Consider the following 26,335-nt stretch of genomic DNA (forward strand, 5'->3'; position numbering starts at 1 on the left):
GTTTTAGGACCGTGAAAAGAACATGGATGATTGAAAAGAATTCTATCTATCCAACTCTTTGATCGATAGTTCACATGATTTGTTAAAGGTAGTTATTGCAACCGAAAATTAACAAAACATGTTGTACAGTATTAAAAACGGATGAATTTATCTAAATAAGGGAAACTAGATGGACATTTTAGATAACCCATTAGAGCTATGTGGATTTGCTTTTATTGAGTTTGTTTCGACGGAAAATGGATTAGATCAAATCTTTGAAACAATAGGCTTTTCCAAAGTCGCAAAGCATAAATCTAAAAAAGTTTATTTATGGCGCCAAGGTAATATCAATATTATTTTGAATTATCAGCCTGAATCTTATGCTTCGTTCTTTTATAAAGAGCATGGACCATCAGCATGTGCGATGGGTTTCAGAACTCGTGATGCAGCGAAAGCTTTCAAGAAAGCAATCGAACTTGGTGCAGAACCGATGTATTCACAAGCTGGTCCAATGGAACTCAATATTCCTGCGATTAAAGGAATTGGTGGTATGCCAATCTTTCTTGTAGATCGTGATATTTACGAAAACGATTTTGTATTCTTTGATGATGTTGAGAAAAATCCAAAGGGTGCGGGTCTAAATGAAATCGACCATTTAACTCATAATGTTTATAAAGGACGTATGGAGTATTGGGCGAATTTCTATGAAAAGATTTTCAACTTCCAAGAGATTCGTTATTTTGATATTAAAGGCGAATACACAGGTCTTACTTCTAAAGCATTGACAGCACCAGATGGTATGATTCGTATCCCTTTAAATGAAGATTCAGATAAAGGTAATGGTCAAATCGCTGAATTCCTCGCTGATTTTAATGGTGAAGGCATTCAACACATCGCATTTATTACAGATGATTTACTTTCTACGTGGGATAAGTTGAAAGGGCTTGGTCTTGAGTTCATGACTCCTCCACCTGAAACGTATTACGAGATGTTGAAAGAGCGTTTACCAGAGCATGGTGAGCCAACTGAAGAGTTGAAAAAGCGTGGTATTTTGCTCGATGGCAATACCAAAGACGGTCAGAAGAAACTACTTCTTCAGATTTTCTCGCAAAATATGCTTGGGCCAGTATTCTTTGAATTTATTCAACGTAAAGATGATGATGGCTTTGGTGAGGGTAACTTCAAGGCTTTATTTGAATCGATTGAGCGTGATCAAATTCGCCGTGGTGTATTAGAAGCGAAGTAATTTGCTGCTATGAACAAAAAAGCCAAGAATCAAATTCTTGGCTTTTTTTTTACTATCTAGTTTGAATGAATTGATTAATTGCTGCGACTTCATTCTTAAACAGTTCAAGTTTTTCACTGCCTTCGTGTAGCGGTAGAAACATTTCACTGTCTAGTGCCACAATACAAAATTCCATCGCTCGTTGAGCATTGAAAATAGGTAAGCCAACGGCATTAATCCCAACAAGTAGATCTCCTTGAGCGATCGCCATTCCATGATGTAAAATCTTGTCTTTCAAAACTAAAAAATCATCCCATGTTTGTGGTTTGATTGCATAGTGGTTGAGTGCAGCTTTAGTCCACTCTGCATCCATTAATGGTTTCACCACGGCTTCAGGTAAATAAGAAGCAAAAACTCGACCCGCTGCCGAATTGACTAATGGCATGATTGAACCGACTTTGGTTACGATTGAAATGGGATGATTAGATTCAATTGACTGTACTACCAGTGGTCCTTGAGGCGACCATTTGCTGATTTGGATACCACAACCAATTTTACTTTGAAGGTTATAGATCAAGTGCTGAACTAATTGCAAAACATCAGTATGTTGAATGCAACTCAAACCTAAACGCCATGCTTGATCGCCTAGAGCGTATTGACCATCTTCAAGCTGTTTCGCATAATTCATACGAATTAAGCTTACTAAATAGCGGTGAACTTTAGCAGGATGCATATCAAGCTTAGTTGATAAATCCTTTAAAATAATCGGTTTATTATGTTCTAACAGCGCGTTTAATACGGATAAACCGACTTCAAGCGATTGAACCCCACCAGATAATTTTTCTTCAATCATTCAACAACCCTTCATTTAAATTTTATCTAGCAGTAATGGTCAAATCTGTATAAATACATCAGAATTTCGATTAAATAATGCCTGAGCATGATGCAAAATTGAAATCATCTTTTTAAATGACTCAAATTAAAGAATTGTATAAGCATACAATGGTTTGAGCGTAGATCATATTTGATTTTCAAGATGATAGCATGACATTAAATGAATTAAGTTTACTCATTTTTTTGCATTAAAAATCGGTATTGAGCTCTTCTCTCAATACCGATTAGATGTCTATTTAAGTCATTCAGAGTTTGATCAGAATATACCTATCAAATTTTTATGCGCCTAATTCTTCCTCATGTAAGAAATGTGTATGGTGTGGCGCACGTTTGGTACGACTCCATTCCTCAAGCATCTCGACTTTCATTTCTTCTGTGATACGGGCAATTTTTGCATCGGCGTGTACATCGTTATAAGTTAACTCTAAACGATGTCCGTTTGGATCAAAGAAATAAATCGAATGGAAAATACCATGATTCGTTACGCCTAAAACTTTGACACCATTTGCTTCTAAATGCTCTTTTGCACGTAATAGAGTTGCTTGGTCCTCAACTTCGAATGCGATATGTTGAACCCATTGTGGCGTGTTTTCATCACGTCCCATTTCAGGTTGAGTAGGCAATTCAAAAAATGCTAATACATTGCCTTGTCCTGCATCCAAAAATAAATGCATATAAGGATCAAAAGCTTTAGTCGAAGGGACGTGGTCTTCTGCGAATGCTAGGATAAAGTCCATATTGAGCATCTGTTTATACCAATTCACGGTTTCTTTTGCGTCTTTACAACGATAAGCAACGTGATGAATTTTTTTAATTTGGAATGTCATCATTAAACTCCTTTTATCCTTATTCCCAATCTGCTTGTTGTTCTGGCGCAGCATGAAGAAAAGCTGGTAGTGTCAGGCAATATTGATAAATTGATTCGATTTTTGGAAATGCCGTAAGATCAACTTTAAAACGCTTGGCATTGTAAACTTGTGGTATTAAGCAGCAATCTGCAAAGCTAGGACGCTCACCAAAGCAGAACTTTCCATTGGAAGCTTGCAACTGTGCTTCGAGACTATGGAAGCCTTCTAAAATCCAGTGCTTATACCAATGACTTTTTTGTTCATCGTTTAAATCAAGCTCATTTTGTAAATATTTCAAAACCTTTAAGTTATTCAATGGGTGAATATCCGATGCAATGGCTTGTGAAAAAGCACGAACTTTTGCGCGTTCAATTAATTTTTTTGGAAGTAAGCTAGTATCTGGATAGCGCTCTTCCAAATATTCCAAAATACTCAAAGATTGTAAAAATGCTTGGTCTTCGTCTATGAGTGTGGGTACAAGACAGCTTGGATTTAAAGCTTGATATTCAGCACTGCGTTGTTCATTTTTAACTAAATGAATCGCTTCAGTCTCGTAGCTCAAACCTTTTAGGTTCAACGCAATACGAACTCTGAATGCTGCTGAACTACGAAAATAACTATACAGTTTCATACTGTTCAGCCTCATGCTCAGCGAACGCAAATGTATGTGCGGCTAATATTGTATTTTCAACTTGACCAAAACCAACGCGAATGCCGTCTTTCTCACAGTAACCTTTCATGATGACGCGATCACCATCTTCAAGGAATCCGCGTTTTTCTCCGTTTGAAAGCGTTAGAGGTTTAGTTGTATTCCATGTTAATTCGAGCAAACTGCCATATGAATTTTCAGTCGGTCCAGAGATTGTGCCAGAACCCATCAAATCACCAACTTGGACATTACATCCTGCAATAGTGTGATGTGTAAGTTGTTGAGCCATCGACCAATACATGTATTTAAAGTTAGTCTCACAGATGAGGTCTGTTTCTTTTGAGCGGGGACTTTGAACTTCTACACTGAGTTTGATGTCAAAACTATTTGCAACATTCTCTTGTAAATAGCAAAGCGGTTTTGGTTCTTGAACAGGTCCTTTGACTTTAAACGGTTCAAGTGCTTCCATCGTCACAACCCATGGTGAAATCGCACTTGCAAAGGTCTTTGCATTAAAAGGTCCTAATGGCACATATTCCCATTGTTGGATATCTCGTGCAGACCAGTCATTGAGTAAAACCATACCAAAGATATGATCCCAAGCATTTTCAATTGCAATCGGTTGACCGAGCTGTGTAGGTTTTCCGACGATAAATGCCGTTTCTAATTCGAAATCAAGTTTACGAGTCGCAGAAAAAATAGGGCGTTCGTCATTAGGTAACTTGATTTGTCCTGAAGGGCGAACGATATCCGTACCACTCACAATCACTGAGCTTGCACGGCCATTGTAACCGACTGGAAGCTCGCTCCAATTAGGTAGTAGTGCATTTTTAGGATCACGGAACATGGTACCTACATTGGTTGCATGTTCTTTAGATGAGTAGAAATCTGTATAACCTGGTACATGAATAGGTAAATGTAAAATAACGTTATCTTGTTTGATTAAGACACGTTCTTTAAGTTCAGCATTATCTCGTAATAATGGATTCGCAGCAGATAAAAGAGCTTGTAAAGCTTTACGTACGGATTGCCACGAACTTTTACCTGATTCGATAAACTTATTCAAAGTTGGTTGATTAAAATAATTTTCTTTTCCATTAATTTCTAATAGCCCTTGTTCAGCAAGCTCTGCCAAATCAAGTACCCAATCACCGATTGCTACACCGACATGCTTTTCACCCTCAGGTGTTTTACTAAAAATACCGTAAGGTAAATTATGAATTGTGAAATCTGATTGAGGGTCAATTTCAATAAATGAAGTAAGTTTTTGAGCCATCATCTACTTTCCTTGTCTTTAATTTTGCTATGTCGTCGCTAAAAAATGCATTTGAGTTTGATTAATATTATTAAAAACATAGGTATAGAAGTGTTTTTAATGAATTTTGAGTCTTAATCAAACCACTAAAGTTTGCTGAATATCTTCCATCATACTCAAAAAATATAATTACGCAATACATAATTTAATTACATATAGCATAATTATTGTTATTTCTTTGATTTTCTGCTTAGATGCGCACTTACGAGAAAAGTGGATTAAATATTTTTCGATTTCATATAGGCAATAGTGAGTAATTTATGATATACGTAATTTAACACAAGAAAATTACGTTACAAGGATGAGAATAATCATATGTCAAAACTTGAGCAAGGAAACCTGAAACACGGTTTAAGCAATCGGCATATCCAACTTATTGCACTTGGTGGTGCAATTGGTACAGGATTGTTTCTTGGGATCTCACAATCAATCAAGCTAGCAGGACCATCAGTCATCCTGGGGTATGCAATTGCTGGATTTATCGCTTTTTTGATGATGCGACAATTAGGTGAAATGGTTGTACAAGAACCTGTAAGTGGTTCATTCAGTCATTTTGCTTATAAGTACTGGGGGGCATTTGCTGGCTTTATGTCAGGATGGAACTATTGGGTACTCAATATTTTAGTTTGTATGGCTGAATTAAGTGCGATTGGACTTTATATCCAATATTGGTGGCCAGAAATTCCGACATGGGCATCCGCACTGGTGTTTTTCCTTTTAATTAACGGTATCAATTTATTGCATGTTAAGCTTTTTGGTGAAATGGAGTTCTGGTTCTCTATCGTCAAAATTCTAGCTATTTTAGCAATGATTGGCTTTGGATCTTATTTATTAGCCACAGGTACAGCAGGACCTCAAGCTAGCATTAGTAACCTTTGGGCTCTGGGTGGATTTTTCCCATTTGGTGTTGAAGGTTTAGTAATGGCAATGGCTGTGATTATCTTCGCTTTCGGTGGAATTGAATTGTTTGGTATTACAGCTGCTGAAGCTCGTGATCCAGATAAAACATTGCCAAAAGCAGTGAATCAAATTATCTATCGAATTCTGATTTTCTATATTGCGACGCTTTTTGTACTTTTTGCATTATTCCCTTGGAACCAAATGGCAGAAGGCGGTAGCCCATTCGTCATGGTATTTGCGTCATTGGATAGTCAAGGCGTAGCTACGATGCTCAATTTCGTTATTTTGACTGCAGCAGTGTCTGTTTATAACGGTACAAGCTATTGCAGCAGCCGTATGTTATTGGGTTTGGCTCAGCAAGGTAATGCACCGAAGTTCTTAAAGAAAATCAATAAAAATGGTATTCCAACAAATGCCGTATTGGTTTCAGCATTCGTAACAGTATTATGCGTGATCTTGAATTATATTTTCCCTGAAAAAGCATTTGGTTTATTGATGATGCTTGTGGTTGCAGCGATTGTGATCAACTGGATTGTTATTTCATGGACACATTTAAAATTCCGTAAAGCTATGCTGGCGCAAGGTGAAACAACTAAATTCCCAAGTATTGCATATCCATTCAGTAACTATTTGTGCATCGTATTTATGTTGGGTATCTTGGTGGTCATGTCACTGACAGCAGATATGCGTATTGCAGTGATGATGATACCTGCATGGATTTTATGTCTAATGCTTGCGTATGCAGTGAAGTTGCGTAAATTGCGCAATGCTGAACCAAATGTGGTTTTGAATCCAGATGTTTAAATAGCACATTTCATAATGCATCTAAAAGGACTGAATGAATTTTCGGTCCTTTTTTATTTGTGTATTTTTCAGTTGGAGTTGTTATATCTATTGAGCAGAAATACGTTAAAATTTGAGCATTATAAAATGAACATGCTAGTTGTTCATTTCAATCGTTAAATAGCAAAAGGCATTTGCATTGTTCCAGTCTTTAAACATCCAAACCCGACTGGGTGGTTTCTATCTGTTTTACTATTCGATAGTTGGAACATTCATGCCGTATTGGAACTTGTATTTACAAGACCAAGGCTTTAATTATCAAGAAATTGGGATTTTGTCTTCTATCGCAATTATTACGCGTTTTTTTGCGCCATTAATCTGGGGATGGATTGCTGATAAGTCTGGTAAGCGAATGCTATTGGTTCGCATTGCAACTTGGATGGAAGCTTGTATTTGGTTTGCAATTTTTGTGATTCCAAACAGTTTTCAATCCGTTGCTTTGCTGATGTTGATCTTTAGTTTTTTTCAAAATGCGATCTTGGCTCAATTTGAGGGTGTCACTTTATTTTGGTTGGGTGAAAAAAGAGCGGAACTATATGGAAAAGTAAGGAAGTGGGGCTCTGTCGGTTTTATTGTAGGTGTTTTTGTGATTGGTGCGTTGTTGGAAATTATTCCAATTTCTATGTTGCCGATTTTACTTTTAGCTGTTTCATTTCTTGCATTTTTATGGTCTTTTAGTATTAAAGAGCCTATACATGCGCCGAGCTCACAAAAGAAATTAGAGTCACTCATTCCTGTATTAAAAAAGCCGACTGTTGCAGCATTTTTTACGATTGAGTTTATATTACTGTTTTCTCAAGCACCTTTTTATAGCTTTTACAGTAATTTCTTAAAGGAAATAGGATTTAGCACGACTCAAATTGGCAGTTTATGGGCAGCAGGTGTGATCGCTGAGATTGTGATGTTTGCTGTAGCGCAAAAGTTGTTTTTCACACGGTTTTCATGGCGTTCATTAGTGGCACTGTGTCTAATTTTGACTAGTTTGCGCTGGTTTTTGGTTGGAATTCTCACAACCAATTATTTCGGGCAGTTTCTAGCTCAATGTCTTCATGCATTTAGTTTTGGTTTATTCCATTTAATTGCTATGAAAGTGATTTTCCAAAACTTTTCACCTGAGCAACAAGGTCGCGGGCAGGCACTATACAGTACGATGTGGGGACTTGGAGTAGCTTCAGGAAGTTTACTGGCAGGGCATTATTGGCAACAATTAACTGGCGCAACAATTTTTTTATATGCAAGTGTAGTGGTGTTATTCGGATTATTGCTGATCTATTGGCTGCCGAATCGGGTGGAAACAGCAGCCAAAAGTTAATTTAAATTTTAATATTTTGATACTGAGGCATCCAAGGCTGTGCTTGTTCTAATTGTGCTGCAAGTTGCAGTAATTGATCTTCACGTCCGAAAGGCGCAATAAATTGACTCCCTAAAGGCAAACCATTTTTATTCCAATATAGCGGTACGGACATAGCAGGTAAGCCCGTGACATTTGCTAATTGAGTAAATGGAACCCAGCTCAAATTATCCTGAACCATTTTATCGACGAGTTTTCCTTGAGCTAAATAATGTGCTTTCCCGACTTTGAGCAAAGCTTTTAAAATCGGCTTCTGCCAAGCAGGAGTAACAATTTCTCCATTTTTAGGAGCAACAGATGCTGTTGAGGGGGTTAGATACAGATCATATTGCTCAAAGAACAAGTTCATCTGTGTACTGTAGCTTCCCCAATTATTTAAAGTATGAATATATTCGGTTGCACTCGTTTTTGCTCCAAACGCTGCCAAAGCCACCGAATCAAGTTCGAAATCATCATCGGTCGTATCTGACATTAATTTGATCTGTGCCTGCATATATGAGAACTGGCTGAACCAAGTCGTTACAAAGTCTTTTCCTAATGCTAAACCATCTATTTTTGGACGATCTTCTACAACAATATGCCCTAAAGATTCCAGTAATTGAGCGGTTTGTTGAACAGCTTGAATCGCGTCTTTAGAAACTTTTGTTCCAATCGGTGATTGAGTATTAAAAGCTATTTTGAGTTTTCTTGGAGCCTGTTGAATGACATCTAAATATTTATTTTCAGGTGCTTCTATTCTAAAAAGTGAAGTTTGTTCTGGACCTTGAACTGCATCGAGCATGGCAGCACTATCGCGAACTGTTTTGCAGAGAACATGTTGCATGGCAGCACCATGCATTGCTTCACTGTATTGTGGCCCCCAAGGTGTACGACCACGACTCGGTTTTAATCCAAATAAACCACAATAAGAAGCGGGGATACGAATTGATCCGCCACCGTCACCTGCGCCTGCAACCGGGACGATTCCACCTGCAACTGCAGAGCCTGATCCACCAGAAGAACCACCACTATTGTGTTTTAAGTTCCATGGATTTCGGCATGCACCCCAAGCTTCAGGTTCAGTAATTCCTTTGATTCCGAACTCTGGGGTATTCGTGCGACCAAAAGTGATAATCCCCGCATTTTCCCAACGATTCACAATTTCTGCATTAAAGTCAGGCGTATAGTTGAACTTCTTTAGTGAATTGCTTCCATATGACGTTGGAACACCTTGGTATTCTTGAAATAAGTCTTTAACTAAAAAGGGAACACCAGCAAACGCCCCATGACGCTCTTGCTGAGCGCGTTGTTTGGCTTGTTCATACATTGGAATGATGATGGCATTAAGTTTAGGATTTACCTTTTCATTACGCTCTAATGCAATCTTCAAAAGTTCAGAAGCATGGATCTCTTTATTTTTAACTAATGCGGCTAGTCCGAGACCATCATATTGTACATATTCAGAAAAATTCATGGCTTTTATCCCTAAAGCTAACTCTTTATAAAGCAAACAATATCTATTTTTTAAATATCTAGAATACCCGAAATAAATCGGATAACAATCAAATAAAATCCATATAAAAAATATTGTGTTTATATGGTTATGATTGGGTGATTTTAAATAAAAATATGCTAAGTTAAGCCTATGCGACGTTAAGATGACGACTTTATTAAATCTATGAAAAATATTTATATTATTGGATTATTATTGGCTTGCTCGACATGGACTATGGCGGATACAGTCGTAACTGATAAAGCAACAACGGTACAACAAGCAGCGAAAGCAAATGCGATCCGTGTAACTACACGCCCTGAAATTATGGGGTTGTGGGGAATGGAAATTCCAAATAATAAGAAGTGTACCGAATACTACAATTTTCGAGGAATGAGCGATGTTGTGATTAAAAGCGGTAATGAGTGGTCATATGGCTTATATGATTATCAACCTTCAGAAGATCACAAAGAACGATTACCTGCTTTAATTTTGCAAATTAAATATGACAATAACGAAACTGATTGCTCAGGACAAAAACAGGATCAGACAGGTGAGGTTTCTCAATACTTCGTGAAATGGTCAAACGAACATACGATTGATTTCTGTGCTAATGAGAAAGGTGAGAAGTGTTTTGCGACCTTGCGTCGTGTGTTGCCATAATTTGTAGTTGATATAAAAAAGCCTCTTAATTTCCTAAGAGGCTTTTTTATTATGCTTTCTCAGCTTGCGGTTCAAGCTGCTTTAACAAATGTTTTTCTAAATAGTGAATATCCATTGCTTGTTCACAAAAGTTTTTATCTTTTAAGATTAAATCTTTGTGTAATGGAATATTGGTTTTGATGCCTGTCAAAATCATTTCATCAAGTGCTTGACGCATACGAGCTAAAGATGTTTCACGGTCTTTGCCATATGAAATTAGTTTTGCAATCATCGAGTCATAGTATGGTGGAATGCTATAACCCTGATAAATATGAGAATCTAAGCGAATTCCTGCGCCGCCTGGTGCATAAAAACTTTCAATTTTACCTGGTGATGGTAAGAATGTCGTTGGATCCTCTGCATTGATACGGCATTCGATCGCATGACCTTTCACTTCAACTTCATGCTGTTCGATATCTAGGCCAAGACCTGCAGCAATTCGAAGTTGTTGTTCAATGATATCAATTCCAGTCACCATTTCAGTAACAGGATGTTCCACTTGAACACGTGTATTCATCTCGATAAAGAAGAACTCACCATCTTCAAACAAGAACTCAAATGTCCCAGCACCACGATATTGCATTAACTTACAAGCATTTACGCAAGCTTCAAGAATATCCGCACGCGCTTGTTCAGGTAAGTTTGGAGCAGGTGCTTCTTCTAGAACCTTCTGATGGCGACGTTGCAATGAACAGTCACGATCATATAGATGAATCGCATGACCATTACCATCACCTAGTACTTGTACTTCAACATGACGAGGCTTTTGCAGGAAACGTTCCATATAAACTGTATCGTCGCCAAACCACATCTCAGCATCACGTTGAGCGGCTTGAACAGACTCAAGTAATGTGTCTACACGTTCAACAATACGCATACCACGACCACCACCGCCAGCTGCCGCTTTCACGATCAATGGGAAACCGATCTCGCGTGCTTCAGCCAATGCATTGTGAATGGTAACAGCGTGATCACAGCCAGGAACAGTGGGTACGCCAGCTTTTTTCATTGCAATAATCGCGGAGACTTTATTCCCCATCAAACGAATATGCTCAGGTCGAGGACCAATGAAAATGAAGCCTGAGTTTTCAACAATTTCTGCGAATTCAGCATTTTCTGATAAGAAGCCATAACCAGGGTGAATCGCATCAGCACCTGTAATTTCTGCGGCAGTAATAATTGCAGGAATATTCAGATAGCTTTCGCTACTTGTACCTGGTCCAATACATACCGCTTCATCGACAAAGCGTAAATGCATTAAATCTTTATCTGCGTCTGAATAGATACCGACAGTTTTAATACCAAGTGTTTTACAAGCCCGAGTTATTCGTAAGGCGATTTCACCACGGTTTGCAATTAATACTTTCTGCAACATAGAAATCCCCAACTTATTAAGCGCGGTAGCGGAAAAGCGGTTGGCCGAATTGGATGACTTCACCATTTTTTACAAGAATTTCTTCAATCACACCGCTCTTGGTTGCTTCGATCGGGTTCATGATTTTCATTGCTTCGATGATTCCGAGTGTTTCACCAGCAGAAACGGTTTGACCGACATTAACAAATGGTGCCTCACCAGGGCTTGCAGCGGCATAGAACACACCAACCATTGGTGATGTTTCAACAGCACCACGAGGAGTTTTTGCTGCTGGAGCCGCTGGAGCTGCCGTTGTAGGCGCAGCCGCCACAGGTGCAGCAGCATACACTGGAGTAGGGCGAGTCAATGAAATAGATTGATCTCCTTCCTTAACTTCAATGGCTTGTAAGTCAGATTCAATCATCAAATCGATGAGTTTCTTGATTTTACGGATATCCATGAGTGCATGTTCCTACAATGTCTAAATTAGTTAGAAGATTGAATTTTTTCAATAGCGTAATCGAGTGCGAAGGAATAACCCTTAGCACCTAGGCCACAAATTACACCAATGGCTTTATCGGATAGAAAAGAGTGATGTCTGAATGCTTCACGAGCGTGAACATTGGACAAATGAACTTCAACAAAAGGGATTGCAACACCCAATAATGCATCTCGCAAAGCGACAGAAGTGTGGGTGAGTGCAGCTGGGTTAATGATGATAAACTTTACACCTTCAGTTTGTGCTTGATGAATACGATCAACAATTGCACCTTCCCAGTTGCTTTGGAATGTTTCTAATGTAAGAGATGAATCTTTGGCTTGAGCAATTAATTGTTGGTTAATATCGTCTAGCGTGAGATAACCATATACTTCTGGTTCTCGCTTACCTAGCAAGTTCAAATTCGGTCCGTGAATCACCAAAATGGTTGAGCTCATTTAGCCTGCTCCAATTTTAAAATTGCAAATTTAATTTGCAAGATGTCTGCAAAGTTTGCTTATTATGGCACAAAATTCCGCAATTTTTTTATAATTTCTTTTACTGAGTGAAGAAAGTTGCATGCCAAGCATGGTGCATATAATGAAAACTTTGCAAGGAAATCGCAATGTTAAAATATGACAAAAAAATAGGTTTATTTATTTTTAAAACATTTTAAACCGAACTCACCCGAATCGTTCATGAGATTTGTGTAACTGATGAGTCAATCACTTATAAGTCTTATTTTGATCATAACTTAAGTGAGTGTAAGTGTTGGTTTTTTAAACATGATTGAGGCAAGAGTTAAACATCTCTTAAGATTAAAGCATTGTTTTAATGGGATTTGTATTGTGCTTTTGTCTACTGCAATCGAGTATGAGAAAAATGCTTTTTGATATTAGAAAATTATGAAAGTTTATAAAGTGTTCACTTTGAAAATAGTATTTCTCTTAGACAATTAAGCAGATTCGTATAAATTGTAAGTTGGCAAAAATGATGAATTTTCACATTTGTTATGGCAGTTAATGACATGAAAATGTCCGAAAAAGATATCTATTGCTTCGATAATATACTTCGTACTTAAGAGACAACTTTCGATTGGCGTAGTATCTCTTATGGGTCTTTCAAAGCTGTCTTTCAATTGAAGACAGCTTTTTTTTTTGTCTTTAATTTACTGATGCTGTTTTATAAATCTGAGGCAGTAGACAATTTTGAGCGAGTTCAGTAGATATTTCGGATGATGATTCTAAGGCATTCCATTGCTGCATTTGCTCAAACAACCATTCAAAGTCAGTCACTTTGGGTTGTGCATCATTTTCAATCAGATGGCGAACTATATTTTGTATAGCATGGTATTTCTCCACATGCACTTCTTCAGAACATTCAAACTGAATAATATCGAATTCGACTAAAAGGTCCCAAACTGGCGCAAAGTCTTCAATCGATTTAAGTTCTTGCTGTGCTTTGATTAAAGCTCGAGTGAGTGAGATTAATGTATTCGGATGCTGTTCTGCCCAATCATGTGTCACAGCAAGCACTTTATCTGCGACATTTGGGATAATTTGCTGACTTGAACATACAATTTGTCCTAATCCTGCTAGTTCAGCTTGAGTATTCCAAGGCTCACCCACACAGAAACCATCGACTAAATGAGTGCTTAGTGCTTCTACCATATACGATGGCGGTAAGGTTTTTACTTGAATGTTTTTTGCAAGTTCCCTATCTGCCAAAGCAAGCCATTCTTTTAAACAATAATGATGGATAGAATGTTGAAACACATGCGCGAGTGAAACAGGATGATTTTGTTTAAGATAATCTACTAACTTTTGAGCAGATTGTTCAGCAGTATCGTCATTTTGAATTTGTAATTGATAACATAGTTTCTGACTCAGGCTAATAAAAGCACGACTCTCGCTTAAGACCAATGGTGTTTGTAAGGGAATACCAATCTGATCATTGCCAATTGCAGCAGCAGGTAACATAGCAGATAAGCAATGTGCAGCATCGAGTAAACCAAATGCCAGTCGATCGCGTAAACTTGCCCAAGAAGCCTCTTTGATTAGGCGAACATTTAATCCTTCTTCATCAAAAAAACCGCGTTGTTTAGCCCAAAGTAGTGCTACGCAATCAAGTAAAGGAATATAACCAAGTTGCAATTCTGTTTTTTCTAAACTGCTCATTTATTCATCCTTTAGTTGATTGTTTAAAAGCTCTTGTGCATCGAGTAGACGACGTGCCATTTCACCGATGGTCATACGATGACTCATCGCATTTTTTCTTAATAATTGGAATGCTGTATCTTCAGTGAGACCGTGAAGTTGCATAAGCAAAACTTTCGCTTTTTCAATATCTTTTCGATCTGCGAGTTTTGTTTTTGCATCTTTTAGATCACATTCAAGTTTTTTATGCTTTTTATATTGCTCAATCGAAATATCCAGAATGGTATGTAAACGACTTGGATCGATACCATCAACAATATAGGCAGTGATGCCTGCATCAATTGCTTGTTTGATGGTGTCTTTGTCAGTGTTTTTAGTAAAGAGTACAGTGGGTAGGTCAAAGTTACTTACACAGCTTTCAATAACGTCACGATGTGGATGATCCATATCGAGCAAAATGACATCTGCTTGAAGGTGTTCCAATTTGAAAATATTCAGGTGATCAAGAGTAAAGCAAGCAACAACATCAAAATCATGTTCAATTAAACAAGTTTTGATGTATTCAGCTCGGGCTTGATCATCATCAATAAGTGCGATTCTGAGTTTCGGCATAAGTATAAAGATCAAACGATAAGTGTGTGTGCATTTAAGACGATGCACGATGAATGTTGTTTTAAAAGCAAAATTGGTGCCATTGGAGTTATTCTTATTCGGTGCAATCGCTCCTTTAGCATCTACATTATGCGCTTTATTGTATCGTTCATTGATTTCAGAACCAAAGAAAATTTAGAACTACGTTTTAAAACTATAAAATGTATTGTTTTGGTGCGTAAAAAGAGTTCTTTTGAAGCAGAAAGAATTGTGCTTTAAAACAGGTCATTCTCATAAAGCCCTATTTTGTATAGGGGTAAAATGTAGTGCTTAAGCTATTTTTATTCATAAAAATCATTAAAAAACAATTATTAATATAATATCTTGCTTTGATTTATTAAAGTTGGCATAGCATTTGCTAAATATTTATTGAGTCAAAGACGACTTTCCAAAAAATTGTAAGACGGCCAACGATGTCCGATCTGATCTGTTTGTTCACACAGAGTGCTGTGTCAACAAAGCAATATACGTTCAGTATGGGAGATGGCAATGTCTTTAGATTTATCGGCAAAAAAAGCCACATCAATAAAGTTATTTAACTTTTCTGCACCAGCGATGCGGGCATTCCACATGAGTTGGCTTGCTTTCTTCGTTTGTTTCTTTGCTTGGTTTGCATGTGCACCTTTAATGCCAGTCATTGCAGGTGAATTTCATCTGACTAAAGATCAAATTGCAAATATCAATATCGCAGCAGTCGCAATCACCATCTTAGTCCGTTTGATCGTTGGTCCTTTATGTGACAAGTACGGACCACGTAAAACATATACCGCTTTGTTGATTATCGGCAGTATCCCCGTTTTTGGTGTCGCTTCTGCAAATAGTTATGAATCATTTCTGTTCTTTCGCTTATTAATTGGTGCAATTGGTGCGAGTTTTGTGATTACGCAATACCACACTAGCATCATGTTTGCTCCAAATGTCGTGGGAACTGCAAACGCAGCCTCAGCTGGTTGGGGTAATGCTGGTGGTGGGGCAACACAAGCACTCATGCCGTTATTACTATCTGCATTGGTGATGTTTGGTGTTGAGCAAGCATTGGGTTGGAGACTCGCACTAATCGTTCCGGGTGTCATGATGGTGATCGTAGGTTTCCTTTACTGGAAGTTTACTCAAGATTGTCCTCAAGGTGATTTCAAAGAGTTACGTGCTCAAGGTGTGGTTGTTGGTAGCGATAAAAAAGGTGGTCTAGCAATCTTAATGCATGCTGCACGTAACTACCGCGTATGGATTCTCTTCTTCTCATATGCAGCTTGTTTCGGTATCGAAATCTTTATCCATAACATCATTGCGATGTACTACGTCGAACACTTTAGTTTCGGATTAAAAGAAGCTGGTTTAGCAGCAGGTATCTTTGGTTTGCTCGCATTATTTGCCCGTGCATTGGGTGGGATTCTTTCAGACAAAGTTGCACTCAAAAAAGGCTTGGATGGTCGTACTAAAGTACTGTTTGGATTGATCCTTGGCGAAGGGCTTTTCTTAATGTTGTTTTCGCAAATGAATGGACCTGTACTCGCTATTCTCGTAATGACGGTATTTGCATTATTCACACACATGGCATGTGGTGCGACTTATGCGCTTGTTCCATTTATTGATCGTGAAGCGCTAGGTGGTGTTGCAGGCATCATCGGTGCAGGTGGAAACGTTGGTGCAGTGGCAGCAGGTTTCTTACTGAAAGGTATGTTGGATATTCAAACTTGTTTAATGGTTTTAGGTGGCTTAGTGGTCATTGCTGCGAGTTCGGTCATGCTTATCCGATTTTCGGTAGAGCATAAAGAAAAAGAACAACGTTTATTTGAACAAGCAATTTTAGAACGTGGCTCAGAACAAAACAGCGCAGCTTAATCTCAGATTAGATTTTAGGAGAAACACAATGAAATTAGTGATGATTGGTCACGGTATGGTGGGTCATAAATTCATCGAAGCCATCTTAGAGAAAGCTGATGATGAATTAGAGATAACAATTCTTGCTGAAGAACCACGTATTGCATATGATCGCGTACATTTGACTGAATATTTTTCAGGTAAATCAGCGAAAGATTTATCACTTGCTCGTTTTGATTTTGCCGATGCTCATGGTATCGATTTAAGACTAAATACCAAAGCCATTGCAATTGATACAAAACAACAAACTGTGACTACTAGTATGGGTGATGTCATCAGTTACGACAAACTTGTACTGGCAACTGGTTCATATGCTTTCGTTCCGCCAATTGCAGGTAATGATCGTGAAAATTGCTTTGTATATCGTACCATCGAAGATTTAGATGCGATCCGTGCTGCAAGCCTAAACGCGACATCAGGGGTGGTGATCGGTGGTGGTTTACTCGGTTTGGAAGCGGCTAAAGCTTTACGTGATTTAAATCTTGAAACACATGTAGTTGAGTTTGCACCACGTTTGATGGCGGTTCAAATTGATGATTTAGGCGGTAAAGTATTACGCCGTAAAATTGAAAACTTAGGTGTAAAAGTTCACACGCAAAAAGCGACACAATGTATCGAAGCTGGCAATAATGCTAAGCATGTAATGAAATTTGCTGATGGTAGTGAGCTTGAAACGGATGTGATTTTGTTCTCTGCGGGGATTCGTCCACGTGATGAGTTAGCACGTTCAAGCGGTTTAGCACTTGGGGAGCGTGGTGGTATCAAGATCAATGATTACTGCCAAACATCTGATGAAAACATTTACGCAATTGGTGAATGTGCGCTTTGGGACAATAAAATCTATGGTCTCGTTGCGCCGGGCTATGATATGGCGCGTATTGCAGCCAAGCATATCTTAGCTGAAGAAACACATTGTTTCGCTGGTGCTGATATGAGCACTAAGTTGAAATTGATGGGTGTAGATGTGGCATCGGTTGGTGATGCTCATGGCATGACACCGAATTCGCTTAGCTATTTCTATGCTGATGAAGATGCATTGGTATATAAGAAAATCGTCGTAGATGCAGATAAAACCAAATTACTGGGCGCAGTACTTGTTGGTGATGCAAAAGAATATAACGATCTTTTACAAATGATGTTGAATGGTATCGCATTGCCAGAAACACCTGAAAGCTTAATCATGCCAGGATTTGCTGATTCTGGTGCGAAAGCGGGTGGTAGTGGTGTTGATTTACTTCCAGACAGCGCAACGATTTGTTCATGTAACAACGTATCGAAAGCAGATATCTGCCAAGCCATTTGCGATGGTTCCACCTCTTTAGGTGCTTTAAAGAAATGTACTAAAGCAGCAACAGCATGTGGTGGTTGTGCGCCATTAGTTACTCAAGTTTTAAAGTCTGAGTTACAACGTCAAGGTGTAACGGTTAATAACCATGTATGCGAACACTTCCCATACTCACGTCAAGAGATCTATCACTTGGTGCGTGTCAATGAAATCAAAACATTTGATGATTTGATTCAACAACATGGTCATGGTTTAGGTTGTGATATCTGTAAACCAATGACAGCAAACATTTTGGCATCGTGCTGGAATGACTTTGTATTGGAACCAACGCACGCAGGTCTACAAGACAGTAATGACTACTACTTAGGAAATATCCAAAAGGATGGTTCATACTCAGTTGTACCACGAATGGCAGGTGGTGAAGTCACACCAGATGGTTTGATTGCGGTAGGTCAAATTGCTAAAAAATATAACCTGTATACCAAAATTACAGGTGGTCAACGCGTTGATTTATTTGGTGCACAACTGCACGAGCTACCATTTATTTGGGAAGAGTTGAATGCAGCAGGCTTCGAGTCAGGTCATGCTTACGGTAAATCATTGCGTACAGTGAAATCATGCGTAGGTAGCACGTGGTGCCGTTATGGCGTAGATGATTCTGTTGGTTTAGCGATTGAATTAGAAAATCGCTACAAAGGCTTACGCTCACCGCACAAACTAAAAATGGCTGTCTCGGGTTGTACGCGTGAGTGTGCTGAAGCACAAGGTAAAGATGTTGGTGTCATTGCGACAGAAAAAGGCTGGAACTTGTATGTGTGTGGTAATGGTGGAATGAAACCACGCCATGCAGAGCTTTTAGCTTCTGATCTAGATACTGAAACTTTGATTCGTTATATCGATCGCTTCTTTATGTTCTATATCCAAACTGCTGATCGTTTACAACGTACCAGTGTATGGCGTGACAACATGGAAGGTGGTTTAGATTATCTCAAAGCTGTGATTGTCGATGATTCGCTTGGTCTTGCAGAAGAACTTGAAAATCGCATGGCGCATGTCATTGGAACGTATCAAGACGAATGGCGTACTGCGGTAGAGAATCCTGAGATTCGTAAACGCTTCCAAACTTACATTAATGCAAGCGCTGAAGAGCAAGCTGATCCATATATTCAATTTACTGAAGTGCGTGATCAGATCCGTCCATTAAATGAAGCTGAGCGTTCAGTTGATCGTATCCCGATGGTAGAAGCATAAGGAGAATCAAAATGACAAATCTAAAAGACATGAATATGCTTCCAGAAAATCAATGGATTGATGTGTGTCATCTTGATGACATCACGCCAAATACAGGTGTAGGTGCACTTATTGCGGGTCAATCCGTTGCTTTATTCCGCGTAGGGAACGAAAAACGTATTTATGCATTAAGTAATAAAGATCCGTTTAGCCAAGCAAATGTAATGGCGCGCGGTATTATTGGTGATTTGCAAGGTGAGCGTGTTATTGCCTCACCGATTTACAAACAACACTTCAGTTTAGCAACAGGTCGATGCCTAGAAGATAAAGATCAAAAGCTTTCTGTTTTTCCAACCAAAATCGAAAATGGTCGAGTTTGGGTAGGTACTGTTCCGCAAAAAACTTATATTACCAATAATGGTGTTTCTCAAGAAAAACTGAAGCTCGTTTTGATCGGTAATGGTTTGGCTGGAATGCGCTGTCTAGAGGATTTACTCGACATGGCACCTGATCGTTATGATGTGACGGTGATTGGTGAAGAGCCTTGGGGTAACTATAACCGTATCATGCTTTCACCCGTGCTTTCTGGTGAGAAAACTATTGATGACATTATGTTGCATCCACATGCATGGTACAGCGATAAGGGCATCAAATTTATTGCTGACGATCCTGCTATTAAAATCGATCGTACTCGTAAAGTAGTGCATACACAAAAAGGCGAAAGTGTCGATTACGATCGTTTGATTATTGCAACAGGTTCATCTCCATTTATCCCACCTGTACAAGGTGTAGATTTGAAAGGTGTGATCAGCTTCCGTGATATTTATGATGTCAATACCATGATTAAATATTGCGAAACGAAGAAAAATGCTGTGGTGATTGGTGGTGGTTTGCTTGGCTTAGAAGCAGCTTACGGTCTCAAGCAACGTGGCATGAATGTCACTGTTCTTCATTTGATGGATCGCATTATGGAGCGTCAGCTTGATGGACGTGCGAGTCGTATGTTGCGTCAAAGTATTGAAGAAAAAGGGATTAATATTATCACTGAGGCAAATACTGAAGCATTGATTGGTAAAGATGGTCATGTTAACCAAGTACGTCTGAAAGATGGCACAGTGTTGGATGCTGATCTTGTCGTATTTGCTGTAGGTATTCGTCCAAATATCACTTTGGCGCAAAGCGCTGGATTACGTTGTAATCGCGGCATTTTAGTGAATGACACCATGCAAACCTTTGATCCAAGTATTTATGCTGTGGGTGAATGTATTGAACATCGTAACCAAACCTTTGGATTGGTGGAGCCACTTTGGGGGCAAGCATTTATTTGTGCAACCCATTTGGCTGAACATGGTAGCTTAACGTTCAAGTCTCCAACGGTACCAACTCAGCTTAAAGTGAGTGGTGTTGATGTATTCTCGGCTGGAAATTTTGAACCGAAAGAAGATTACGAAGACATTATCCTGAATGATGAAAAACGACAAATTTACAAGCGTATCATTATTCAGAAAGATAAAGTCATTGGTGCGGTACTGTTCGGTGATACTGAAGATGGCATGTGGTATGCGGAATTGATTGCAGATCAAACACCAATTTCAACATTTAGAAATAAATTGTTATTTGGTAAGGATTTTGCAATGAAGAAAGCAGGATGAAAGCTAATCCTTTCGTAAAGATTAGGTTAAGCGTTAAAGGCATTGCCACATATGTTGTGTAGGAGCAGATGTTTTTTGCAAATGCATTGCCTTACTTTTCAGGGATGAAAAGTAACAAAAATCCTTTGTTGAGCTGACGGTACGTCCTTGCTACCGCAGCCCAACAAGGCGGCATCCATGCCGCCTGTCACGGTAGTGTTTGAGGAGAAAATTCCAGTATTAGAATTGTGGTCTAAGCTAAAACTGGGGAAGAACTCAGAATGATTTTTTAGTTAAGTGTAGAGTTCAGCGGATTAACTAGGTAAAAGGGGCAGTCATGAACAGTATTCAAAATTTAGAACACAGTCGCTCCGATCAAGCAGAAACAATCATTACAAAAACAACGTGTCCCTATTGTGGGGTTGGATGTGGTGTTGATGTCACGGTAAATCATAAAGCACAAGGAACAACGGTTCAGGTTGCTGGTGATTTTGAACATCCATCTAATTTTGGACGCCTTTGTATTAAAGGCAGTAATTTGGGGGATACTCTAGGATTAGAGACTCGCGTTTTGCATCCGATGTTTGGTCGTAAGAACCATCGTAAGGTAACGACATGGGATGCAGCCATAGAAAAAATCGCAGATCAATTCCAAGCTTGTATCGATCAACACGGTCGTGACAGTGTGGCATTTTATGTATCAGGGCAGCTATTGACTGAGGATTATTACGTCGTCAATAAGTTTGTGAAAGGCTATCTAGGTACAGCCAATATCGACACCAATTCACGTCTGTGCATGTCTTCAGCAGTTGCAGCGCATAAGCGTGCTTTTGGTGAGGATATCGTGCCAGCAAGTTACGAAGACTTTGAATTTACCGATATGGTGGTGTTGGTGGGTTCAAATACTGCATGGTGTCATCCTGTACTTTACCAACGCATCATGCAGGCTAAAAATAAAAATCCAGATTTATTCGTTGTTGTGGTTGATCCCCGTTTTACCAGTACATGTGAACAAGCAGATTTGCACCTTCCAATTTTACCTGGACAAGATGTCGCTTTGTTCAATGGTTTATTACAGTATTTATATAAGAATAACTTTATTGATCAACATTTTGTCGATACACATACAGAAGGTTTAGACACTTTACTAGAATCTAGTCAGACTGAAGCTAATTTTGACTCAGTCGTGAAACGTACGGGAATTTCAGCAGAAAAGCTAAAATTCTTCTTCGAAAAATTTGCAACCACTGAAAAAGTTGTGAGCTTATTTTCAATGGGGGTGAATCAATCTTCTCAAGGGGTGAATAAAGCCAACAGCATTATCAATTGCCATCTTTTGACAGGGAAAATTGGTAAGTTAGGTGCTGCGCCATTCTCAATGACAGGTCAGCCGAATGCCATGGGTGGTCGTGAAGTGGGTGGCTTAGCCAATATGTTGGCAGCACATATGGATATTGATAATCCATCACACCAAACACTTGTACAAAGCTTTTGGAACAGTCCTGTGATTGCCAATCAAGCGGGACTGAAAGCCGTTGATTTATTCCAAGCCGTCGAATCGGGGAAAATCAAAGCCATATGGATTATGGCAACCAATCCAGTGGTGAGTTTACCTGATGCCGATCAAGTAAAACGTGCATTGAGTAAATGTGAATTTGTCGTGGTTTCAGATATTTGTGCTGATACAGATACCACCGCTTATGCGGATGTGTTGCTTCCTGCGTTAGGTTGGGGTGAAAAAGATGGAACGGTGACCAACTCAGAGCGCCGTATTTCACGTCAAAGAGCTTTTTTACCTGCTCCAAAGCAAGCAAAAGCTGACTGGTGGGCCGTTGCTGAAGTTGCGAAAAAATTAGGTTTTTCTGGTTTTGATTTTAACAATGCATGTGACATCTTTAATGAACATGCAGCCTTATCTGCGTATCAAAATGCAAGTTTGGATCAACGTGATCAAGTTGAAAACTTTCGTTATTTCAACCTAAAAGGACTAATGAATTTGTCTTTGGATGAATATGATCGTTTACGTCCGATCCAATGGCCCGTTTGGGAAAAAGGTCAAAGTACTGCGGTTGAGCAGTTATTTGATCAAGGCTTGTTTAGCCATAAAAGCAAAAAAGCAAAACTGATCCCGACAGTGGCAATTGATCCTGTGCATGCAATTTCTGAAGATTATCCATTGGTGTTGAATACAGGACGTATTCGTGATCAATGGCACACTATGACGCGAACAGGTTTATCAGCAAATCTGACCACTCACCGAGCTGAACCTTTCTGTGAAATTCACCCGAATGATGCTTTAAAATTTGGTATTCGTGATAAAGCATTGGTTGAAGTGAAGTCGCAATGGGGCAGTTGTGTTCTGCGTGTCACTTTGGCTCAAGGTGTTCGCCGTGGTCAAATTTTTGCACCGATTCATTGGACTGAGCAAGTTGCCTCTGATGCTCGTGTCGGAAAAGTAGTTAATCCAGTTGTAGATGCAATATCAGGCGAACCTGAGTTTAAACATACACCTGTTGCAATTCAGCCATTCCATACGACATGGCAAGGTGTTTTGTATGTCCGAGATGGGTTTGAACAACAAATCAAAACCTCATTGCAAACATGTGCATGGTGGGCAAAAGTTAAAATAGCCAAAGCTGTTCGTTTCGAAATTGCAGATCGTCACAACTTTGATCAAACGCAGAAGAATTTAAAAAGTTTCTTGCCTTTTGTAGATGAAACTTATGAATGGTTGAGTATTGAAGATGTTTCAGCGCAAATGAGTCATAGCATCATTCTGAAAGATGGGATTTTGATTGCCAGTCTTTATATTGCACCATCGGATATGTTGCCTGACCGTGATTGGGTTGCGAGTTTATTCAAACGTGAGCGTTTAAGTGCATTACATCGTAAAGCACTGCTTGCTGGTATGCCGATGTCAGCCGCAAATAATGATGGACCATTGGTTTGTAGCTGCTTTAAAGTAGGTAAAAATAAGATCATTGAAGCGATTAAGACGCAGAATATTACTCATGAAAAACAAGTGACAGCTTGTCTAAAAGCGGGTGGTAATTGTGGTTCTTGTTTACCTGAGATCAGAGGTTTGATTAAAACCTGCCAGTTGGAGGCGGAAGCATGAATACAGATTTTCCCGCTACAGATCTCGTGATCTTGGCGGGAGGACAGGCACGACGAATGAATGGGATGAACAAACTATTGCAACAGTTTGATGATCAGATTCAATTGTCAAAAATTTTTCAACGCTTTAAATCGGAAGTTCAGCAGATATGGGTCAATAGTCATCGTGATAGCTCGATCTATAAAAGTATAGAGCCGACTGTTGAATGTTTTTCTGATGATCAAAACGGCTTTTTAGGGCCGTTGATGGGAATGAAAAGTGCATGGTCGCGTGTAGAAGCAGAATATGCATTATTTATTCCTTGTGATGTGACTTATATCCCAAATCAAGTGCTTGCAAAGCTGCATAGAGCTTTAGAGAAAAATCCGCAAGCATCCGTGGCGTATGTAAATATCAATGGTGATGCGTTGTATCCATTTTGCTTGTTAAAAAGAGCCAGTTTGTCGATATTAGAACACCAGCTCGCTGCAAATAAATTAAGTTTAAGAGAAACTTTTAGGCAACTACACGCTCAACACGTTGTCTTTCAAAAGCAAAGCCTGTTTTGTCATAGCATCAATTCATTGGATGAGCTTCAACAATACAAGCAGATGAAAGCTTTTAAACAGATGTTTGTTTCAAACTGATCGGTTAAAAAGCTTTCTTATTTAGATGTTGATATGGATGTTTAGATTATGGATTTTTGCAGATAAATTTCCATTTCTTCAACTGGAACCATACCACCACCAGTTGCCCAAACAATGTGATTAGCATTATTCATTTGTTGTGCAGTCAGTTGATGCATAGCAGCATATTCTTGGTGCTGACTGATTAAGATTGGACCTAACATTCCAGCTAAGGCAGATGGTTCCAGTTTTAAATCTTCTGATTGATTGAGTAGCCCCAATAATTTATACATGCTTTGATCATCCAGTGTGTAGAAAGCATCGAGTAGTCTCTGCATCGCTCGACCCACAAATCCTGATGCACGTCCTACTGCTAAGCCATCTGCTGCGGTAATGTTATCAATGCCTAGGTCTTGTACTGAGATTTGATCATGTAAGCCTGTTGCTACACCTAGCAACATGCATGGTGAATGAGTTGGCTCTGCAAAAATGCAATGTACGTGATCACCCAAAGCCATTTTTAGTCCAAATGCAACGCCACCAGGGCCACCACCAACCCCAGAAGGTAAATAAACAAATAAAGGATGGTCTTGACCAACCGTAATATTTTGAGATTCTAATTGTGCTTTTAAGCGTTCACCTGCAACGGCATATCCTAAAAATAAAGTTTTTGAATTTTCGTCATCAATAAAAAAGCAATTTGGATTTCTTAATGCTGCTTTACGACCTTCTTCAACTGCAACACCATAATCCTGTGCGTATTCAATAACGGTAACACCATGTGATCTTAATTTATCTTTTTTCCATTGGCGTGCATCTGCCGACATATGCACAGTGACATCAAAGCCAAGTTTTGCACTGATGATACCAATCGAAAGTCCTAAATTTCCTGTAGAGCCAACGGAAATACTGTATTGACTAAAAAAATCTCTAAATTCTGCACTATCTAATTTTGAATAATCATCTTCAACTGTTAATAAGCCTGCTTGAATGGCAAGTTTTTCAGCCTGATAGAGCACCTCGTAAATACCGCCACGTGCTTTGATCGATCCTGAGATTGGCAAATGACTGTCTTTTTTGAGCCATAATTTTCCAGTGATATCTTGTTTGAAATGAGCTTCAAGCGTTTGCTGCATCTTTGGAATAGAAACGAGTTCAGACTCAATAATTCCTTTGCTTATCTTAGTCTCAGGAAATACAGACATCAGATAAGGAGCGAAGCGAGTTAAACGATCACGGGCATCATCAATATCATTTTGATAAAGACCAACAAAAGGTAGCGCCATTTCAAGGGTCGTAAAATTTGGATTCAACCAAATTGTTTCTTTAAGCTGAATGAGATTATCAACAACAGGATGTTGTGCAACAAGGGCTTCAATTTGTTTCGAGTTCATTGGATTATTCATAAGATCTTTCTATTATGGTGAGGAATCGTTAAAGAAATTCCATTCTTTTTAGATATTCATGTATTAAAGGGATTGGATCAATAAAAATTATATTTTTATGGCAATAATCTTATTCATTTATCAGAACTCTGCTAAGTCAAGTCTTAGCTTTATTTCGATTGATTGTACTTGATCTTTTATCAAATAAGTTCTATTTTAGAACTTATAAGATTTTAAGTAGTTGTCCAAATAATTTATTGGGATTTAAGATCATGTTTGGGCAATTAAAATTCAGAAAAATAATCGAGACAACTGCTTGTCTTGCTTATTTCATCATTTGTAATTTGAGCCTTATTCGCTTTTAAAAATCAAAAGACCTTTAGT

Annotated in this window: 21 protein-coding genes; 10 read left to right on the top strand and 11 right to left on the bottom strand. The window is 38.8% G+C overall.

The annotated features are described in order from the left end of the window. The first annotated feature begins 169 nt into the window (after positions 1-169). Complete coding sequence (hppD, locus tag F948_RS06180; RefSeq protein ID WP_004954650.1) at positions 170-1,225, top strand: 4-hydroxyphenylpyruvate dioxygenase; 1,056 nt, start codon at positions 170-172, stop codon at positions 1,223-1,225. Between the two features lie 52 nt (positions 1,226-1,277). Here hppD and F948_RS06185 read toward each other — a convergent pair whose 3' ends face one another. The 4 genes from F948_RS06185 to fahA all read right to left on the bottom strand — a co-directional run bounded on the left by F948_RS06185 (position 1,278) and on the right by fahA (position 4,871). Continuing rightward, complete coding sequence (locus F948_RS06185; RefSeq protein WP_004954644.1) at positions 1,278-2,057, bottom strand: IclR family transcriptional regulator; 780 nt, start codon at positions 2,055-2,057, stop codon at positions 1,278-1,280. Positions 2,058-2,376: 319 nt separating this feature from the next. Beyond that, a complete protein-coding gene (locus tag F948_RS06190) occupies positions 2,377-2,925 on the bottom strand; it encodes a VOC family protein (protein ID WP_004915503.1) in 549 nt (182 codons plus the stop codon). A 19-nt stretch (positions 2,926-2,944) separates the two neighbouring features. After that, the gene (gene maiA / locus F948_RS06195; RefSeq protein ID WP_004915506.1) at positions 2,945-3,577 is read right to left on the bottom strand and encodes a maleylacetoacetate isomerase; all 633 of its coding nucleotides are present in this window, start codon (positions 3,575-3,577) and stop codon (positions 2,945-2,947) included. After that, positions 3,564-4,871: a fumarylacetoacetase gene (fahA, locus tag F948_RS06200; protein WP_017397304.1), complete on the bottom strand. Its 1,308-nt coding sequence runs from the start codon at positions 4,869-4,871 to the stop codon at positions 3,564-3,566. Before fahA ends, maiA begins: the two co-directional genes overlap by 14 nt. A gap of 354 nt (positions 4,872-5,225) precedes the next feature. Between fahA and F948_RS06205 the strand changes: the two genes are divergently transcribed. Both F948_RS06205 and F948_RS06210 read left to right on the top strand, forming a co-directional pair. Next, a complete protein-coding gene (locus tag F948_RS06205) occupies positions 5,226-6,614 on the top strand; it encodes an amino acid permease (RefSeq protein ID WP_004915513.1) in 1,389 nt (462 codons plus the stop codon). 178 nt (positions 6,615-6,792) lie between these two features. Next, positions 6,793-7,965 carry an MFS transporter gene (locus F948_RS06210; RefSeq protein ID WP_026057360.1) on the top strand — a complete coding sequence of 391 codons (1,173 nt, stop codon included), beginning with the start codon at positions 6,793-6,795 and terminating at the stop codon, positions 7,963-7,965. A gap of 1 nt (position 7,966) precedes the next feature. Here F948_RS06210 and F948_RS06215 read toward each other — a convergent pair whose 3' ends face one another. Further along, entirely contained in the window at positions 7,967-9,457 is a 1,491-nt protein-coding gene (locus F948_RS06215) for an amidase (protein WP_004961623.1), read from the bottom strand. Positions 9,458-9,661: 204 nt separating this feature from the next. Here F948_RS06215 and F948_RS06220 point away from each other — a divergent pair, with 204 nt between their 5' ends. After that, on the top strand, positions 9,662-10,138 hold the full coding sequence (locus F948_RS06220; protein ID WP_004961627.1) for a hypothetical protein: 477 nt from the start codon (positions 9,662-9,664) through the stop codon (positions 10,136-10,138). Positions 10,139-10,187: 49 nt separating this feature from the next. Here F948_RS06220 and accC read toward each other — a convergent pair whose 3' ends face one another. From accC to F948_RS06245, 5 genes are all read right to left on the bottom strand, one after another. Next, positions 10,188-11,552 (bottom strand): acetyl-CoA carboxylase biotin carboxylase subunit, encoded by a 1,365-nt coding sequence (gene accC, locus F948_RS06225; protein ID WP_004915529.1) that lies wholly within the window; start codon positions 11,550-11,552, stop codon positions 10,188-10,190. Positions 11,553-11,568: 16 nt separating this feature from the next. Further along, a complete protein-coding gene (gene accB, locus F948_RS06230) occupies positions 11,569-11,991 on the bottom strand; it encodes an acetyl-CoA carboxylase biotin carboxyl carrier protein (protein WP_004915532.1) in 423 nt (140 codons plus the stop codon). A gap of 26 nt (positions 11,992-12,017) precedes the next feature. Further along, positions 12,018-12,467, bottom strand: coding sequence for a type II 3-dehydroquinate dehydratase (gene aroQ, locus F948_RS06235; protein ID WP_004954622.1), 450 nt, complete (start codon positions 12,465-12,467; stop codon positions 12,018-12,020). A gap of 705 nt (positions 12,468-13,172) precedes the next feature. Next, the gene (locus F948_RS06240; protein WP_004961630.1) at positions 13,173-14,186 is read right to left on the bottom strand and encodes an ABC transporter substrate-binding protein; all 1,014 of its coding nucleotides are present in this window, start codon (positions 14,184-14,186) and stop codon (positions 13,173-13,175) included. Next, positions 14,187-14,777, bottom strand: coding sequence for an ANTAR domain-containing response regulator (locus F948_RS06245; protein ID WP_004915545.1), 591 nt, complete (start codon positions 14,775-14,777; stop codon positions 14,187-14,189). It lies immediately after the preceding gene. Between the two features lie 49 nt (positions 14,778-14,826). On the opposite strand from F948_RS06245, the gene F948_RS16780 reads away from it, so the two are divergent. From F948_RS16780 to F948_RS06270, 6 genes are all read left to right on the top strand, one after another. Further along, positions 14,827-14,955, top strand: a complete 129-nt coding sequence (locus F948_RS16780; RefSeq protein ID WP_017397303.1) for a hypothetical protein — start codon at positions 14,827-14,829, stop codon at positions 14,953-14,955. Between the two features lie 350 nt (positions 14,956-15,305). Next, entirely contained in the window at positions 15,306-16,658 is a 1,353-nt protein-coding gene (locus tag F948_RS06250) for an MFS transporter (protein ID WP_004961634.1), read from the top strand. A gap of 28 nt (positions 16,659-16,686) precedes the next feature. Further along, positions 16,687-19,233 carry a nitrite reductase large subunit NirB gene (gene nirB / locus F948_RS06255; protein WP_004961636.1) on the top strand — a complete coding sequence of 849 codons (2,547 nt, stop codon included), beginning with the start codon at positions 16,687-16,689 and terminating at the stop codon, positions 19,231-19,233. 11 nt (positions 19,234-19,244) lie between these two features. After that, positions 19,245-20,864, top strand: a complete 1,620-nt coding sequence (nirD, locus tag F948_RS06260) for a nitrite reductase small subunit NirD (RefSeq protein WP_004961640.1) — start codon at positions 19,245-19,247, stop codon at positions 20,862-20,864. 316 nt (positions 20,865-21,180) lie between these two features. Beyond that, positions 21,181-23,961, top strand: a complete 2,781-nt coding sequence (locus tag F948_RS06265; RefSeq protein ID WP_004961644.1) for a nitrate reductase — start codon at positions 21,181-21,183, stop codon at positions 23,959-23,961. Next, positions 23,958-24,587 (top strand): NTP transferase domain-containing protein, encoded by a 630-nt coding sequence (locus tag F948_RS06270; protein ID WP_004915562.1) that lies wholly within the window; start codon positions 23,958-23,960, stop codon positions 24,585-24,587. The genes F948_RS06265 and F948_RS06270 overlap by 4 nt, the downstream gene beginning before the upstream one ends. A gap of 41 nt (positions 24,588-24,628) precedes the next feature. On the opposite strand, the gene dsdA is transcribed toward F948_RS06270, so the two are convergent. After that, on the bottom strand, positions 24,629-25,960 hold the full coding sequence (dsdA, locus tag F948_RS06275) for a D-serine ammonia-lyase (RefSeq protein WP_026057359.1): 1,332 nt from the start codon (positions 25,958-25,960) through the stop codon (positions 24,629-24,631). Positions 25,961-26,335: the final 375 nt, after the last annotated feature.

The sequence above is a fragment of the Acinetobacter junii CIP 64.5 genome, assembly GCF_000368765.1.
GTDB classification, from domain to species: domain Bacteria; phylum Pseudomonadota; class Gammaproteobacteria; order Pseudomonadales; family Moraxellaceae; genus Acinetobacter; species Acinetobacter junii.

Coding starts and splice junctions, on each gene's coding strand:
- F948_RS06215 (WP_004961623.1), bottom strand. CDS start 9,457: ATGAATTTTTCTGAATATGTACAATATGATGGTCTCGGACTAGCCGCA.
- F948_RS06205 (WP_004915513.1), top strand. CDS start 5,226: ATGTCAAAACTTGAGCAAGGAAACCTGAAACACGGTTTAAGCAATCGG.
- F948_RS06185 (WP_004954644.1), bottom strand. CDS start 2,057: ATGATTGAAGAAAAATTATCTGGTGGGGTTCAATCGCTTGAAGTCGGT.
- F948_RS06250 (WP_004961634.1), top strand. CDS start 15,306: ATGTCTTTAGATTTATCGGCAAAAAAAGCCACATCAATAAAGTTATTT.
- aroQ (WP_004954622.1), bottom strand. CDS start 12,467: ATGAGCTCAACCATTTTGGTGATTCACGGACCGAATTTGAACTTGCTA.
- fahA (WP_017397304.1), bottom strand. CDS start 4,871: ATGGCTCAAAAACTTACTTCATTTATTGAAATTGACCCTCAATCAGAT.
- F948_RS06240 (WP_004961630.1), bottom strand. CDS start 14,186: ATGAGCAGTTTAGAAAAAACAGAATTGCAACTTGGTTATATTCCTTTA.
- dsdA (WP_026057359.1), bottom strand. CDS start 25,960: ATGAACTCGAAACAAATTGAAGCCCTTGTTGCACAACATCCTGTTGTT.
- F948_RS06270 (WP_004915562.1), top strand. CDS start 23,958: ATGAATACAGATTTTCCCGCTACAGATCTCGTGATCTTGGCGGGAGGA.
- nirB (WP_004961636.1), top strand. CDS start 16,687: ATGAAATTAGTGATGATTGGTCACGGTATGGTGGGTCATAAATTCATC.
- F948_RS06245 (WP_004915545.1), bottom strand. CDS start 14,777: ATGCCGAAACTCAGAATCGCACTTATTGATGATGATCAAGCCCGAGCT.
- hppD (WP_004954650.1), top strand. CDS start 170: ATGGACATTTTAGATAACCCATTAGAGCTATGTGGATTTGCTTTTATT.
- F948_RS06265 (WP_004961644.1), top strand. CDS start 21,181: ATGAACAGTATTCAAAATTTAGAACACAGTCGCTCCGATCAAGCAGAA.
- F948_RS06220 (WP_004961627.1), top strand. CDS start 9,662: ATGAAAAATATTTATATTATTGGATTATTATTGGCTTGCTCGACATGG.
- accB (WP_004915532.1), bottom strand. CDS start 11,991: ATGGATATCCGTAAAATCAAGAAACTCATCGATTTGATGATTGAATCT.
- F948_RS16780 (WP_017397303.1), top strand. CDS start 14,827: ATGAATGTTGTTTTAAAAGCAAAATTGGTGCCATTGGAGTTATTCTTA.
- maiA (WP_004915506.1), bottom strand. CDS start 3,577: ATGAAACTGTATAGTTATTTTCGTAGTTCAGCAGCATTCAGAGTTCGT.
- nirD (WP_004961640.1), top strand. CDS start 19,245: ATGACAAATCTAAAAGACATGAATATGCTTCCAGAAAATCAATGGATT.
- F948_RS06190 (WP_004915503.1), bottom strand. CDS start 2,925: ATGACATTCCAAATTAAAAAAATTCATCACGTTGCTTATCGTTGTAAA.
- accC (WP_004915529.1), bottom strand. CDS start 11,552: ATGTTGCAGAAAGTATTAATTGCAAACCGTGGTGAAATCGCCTTACGA.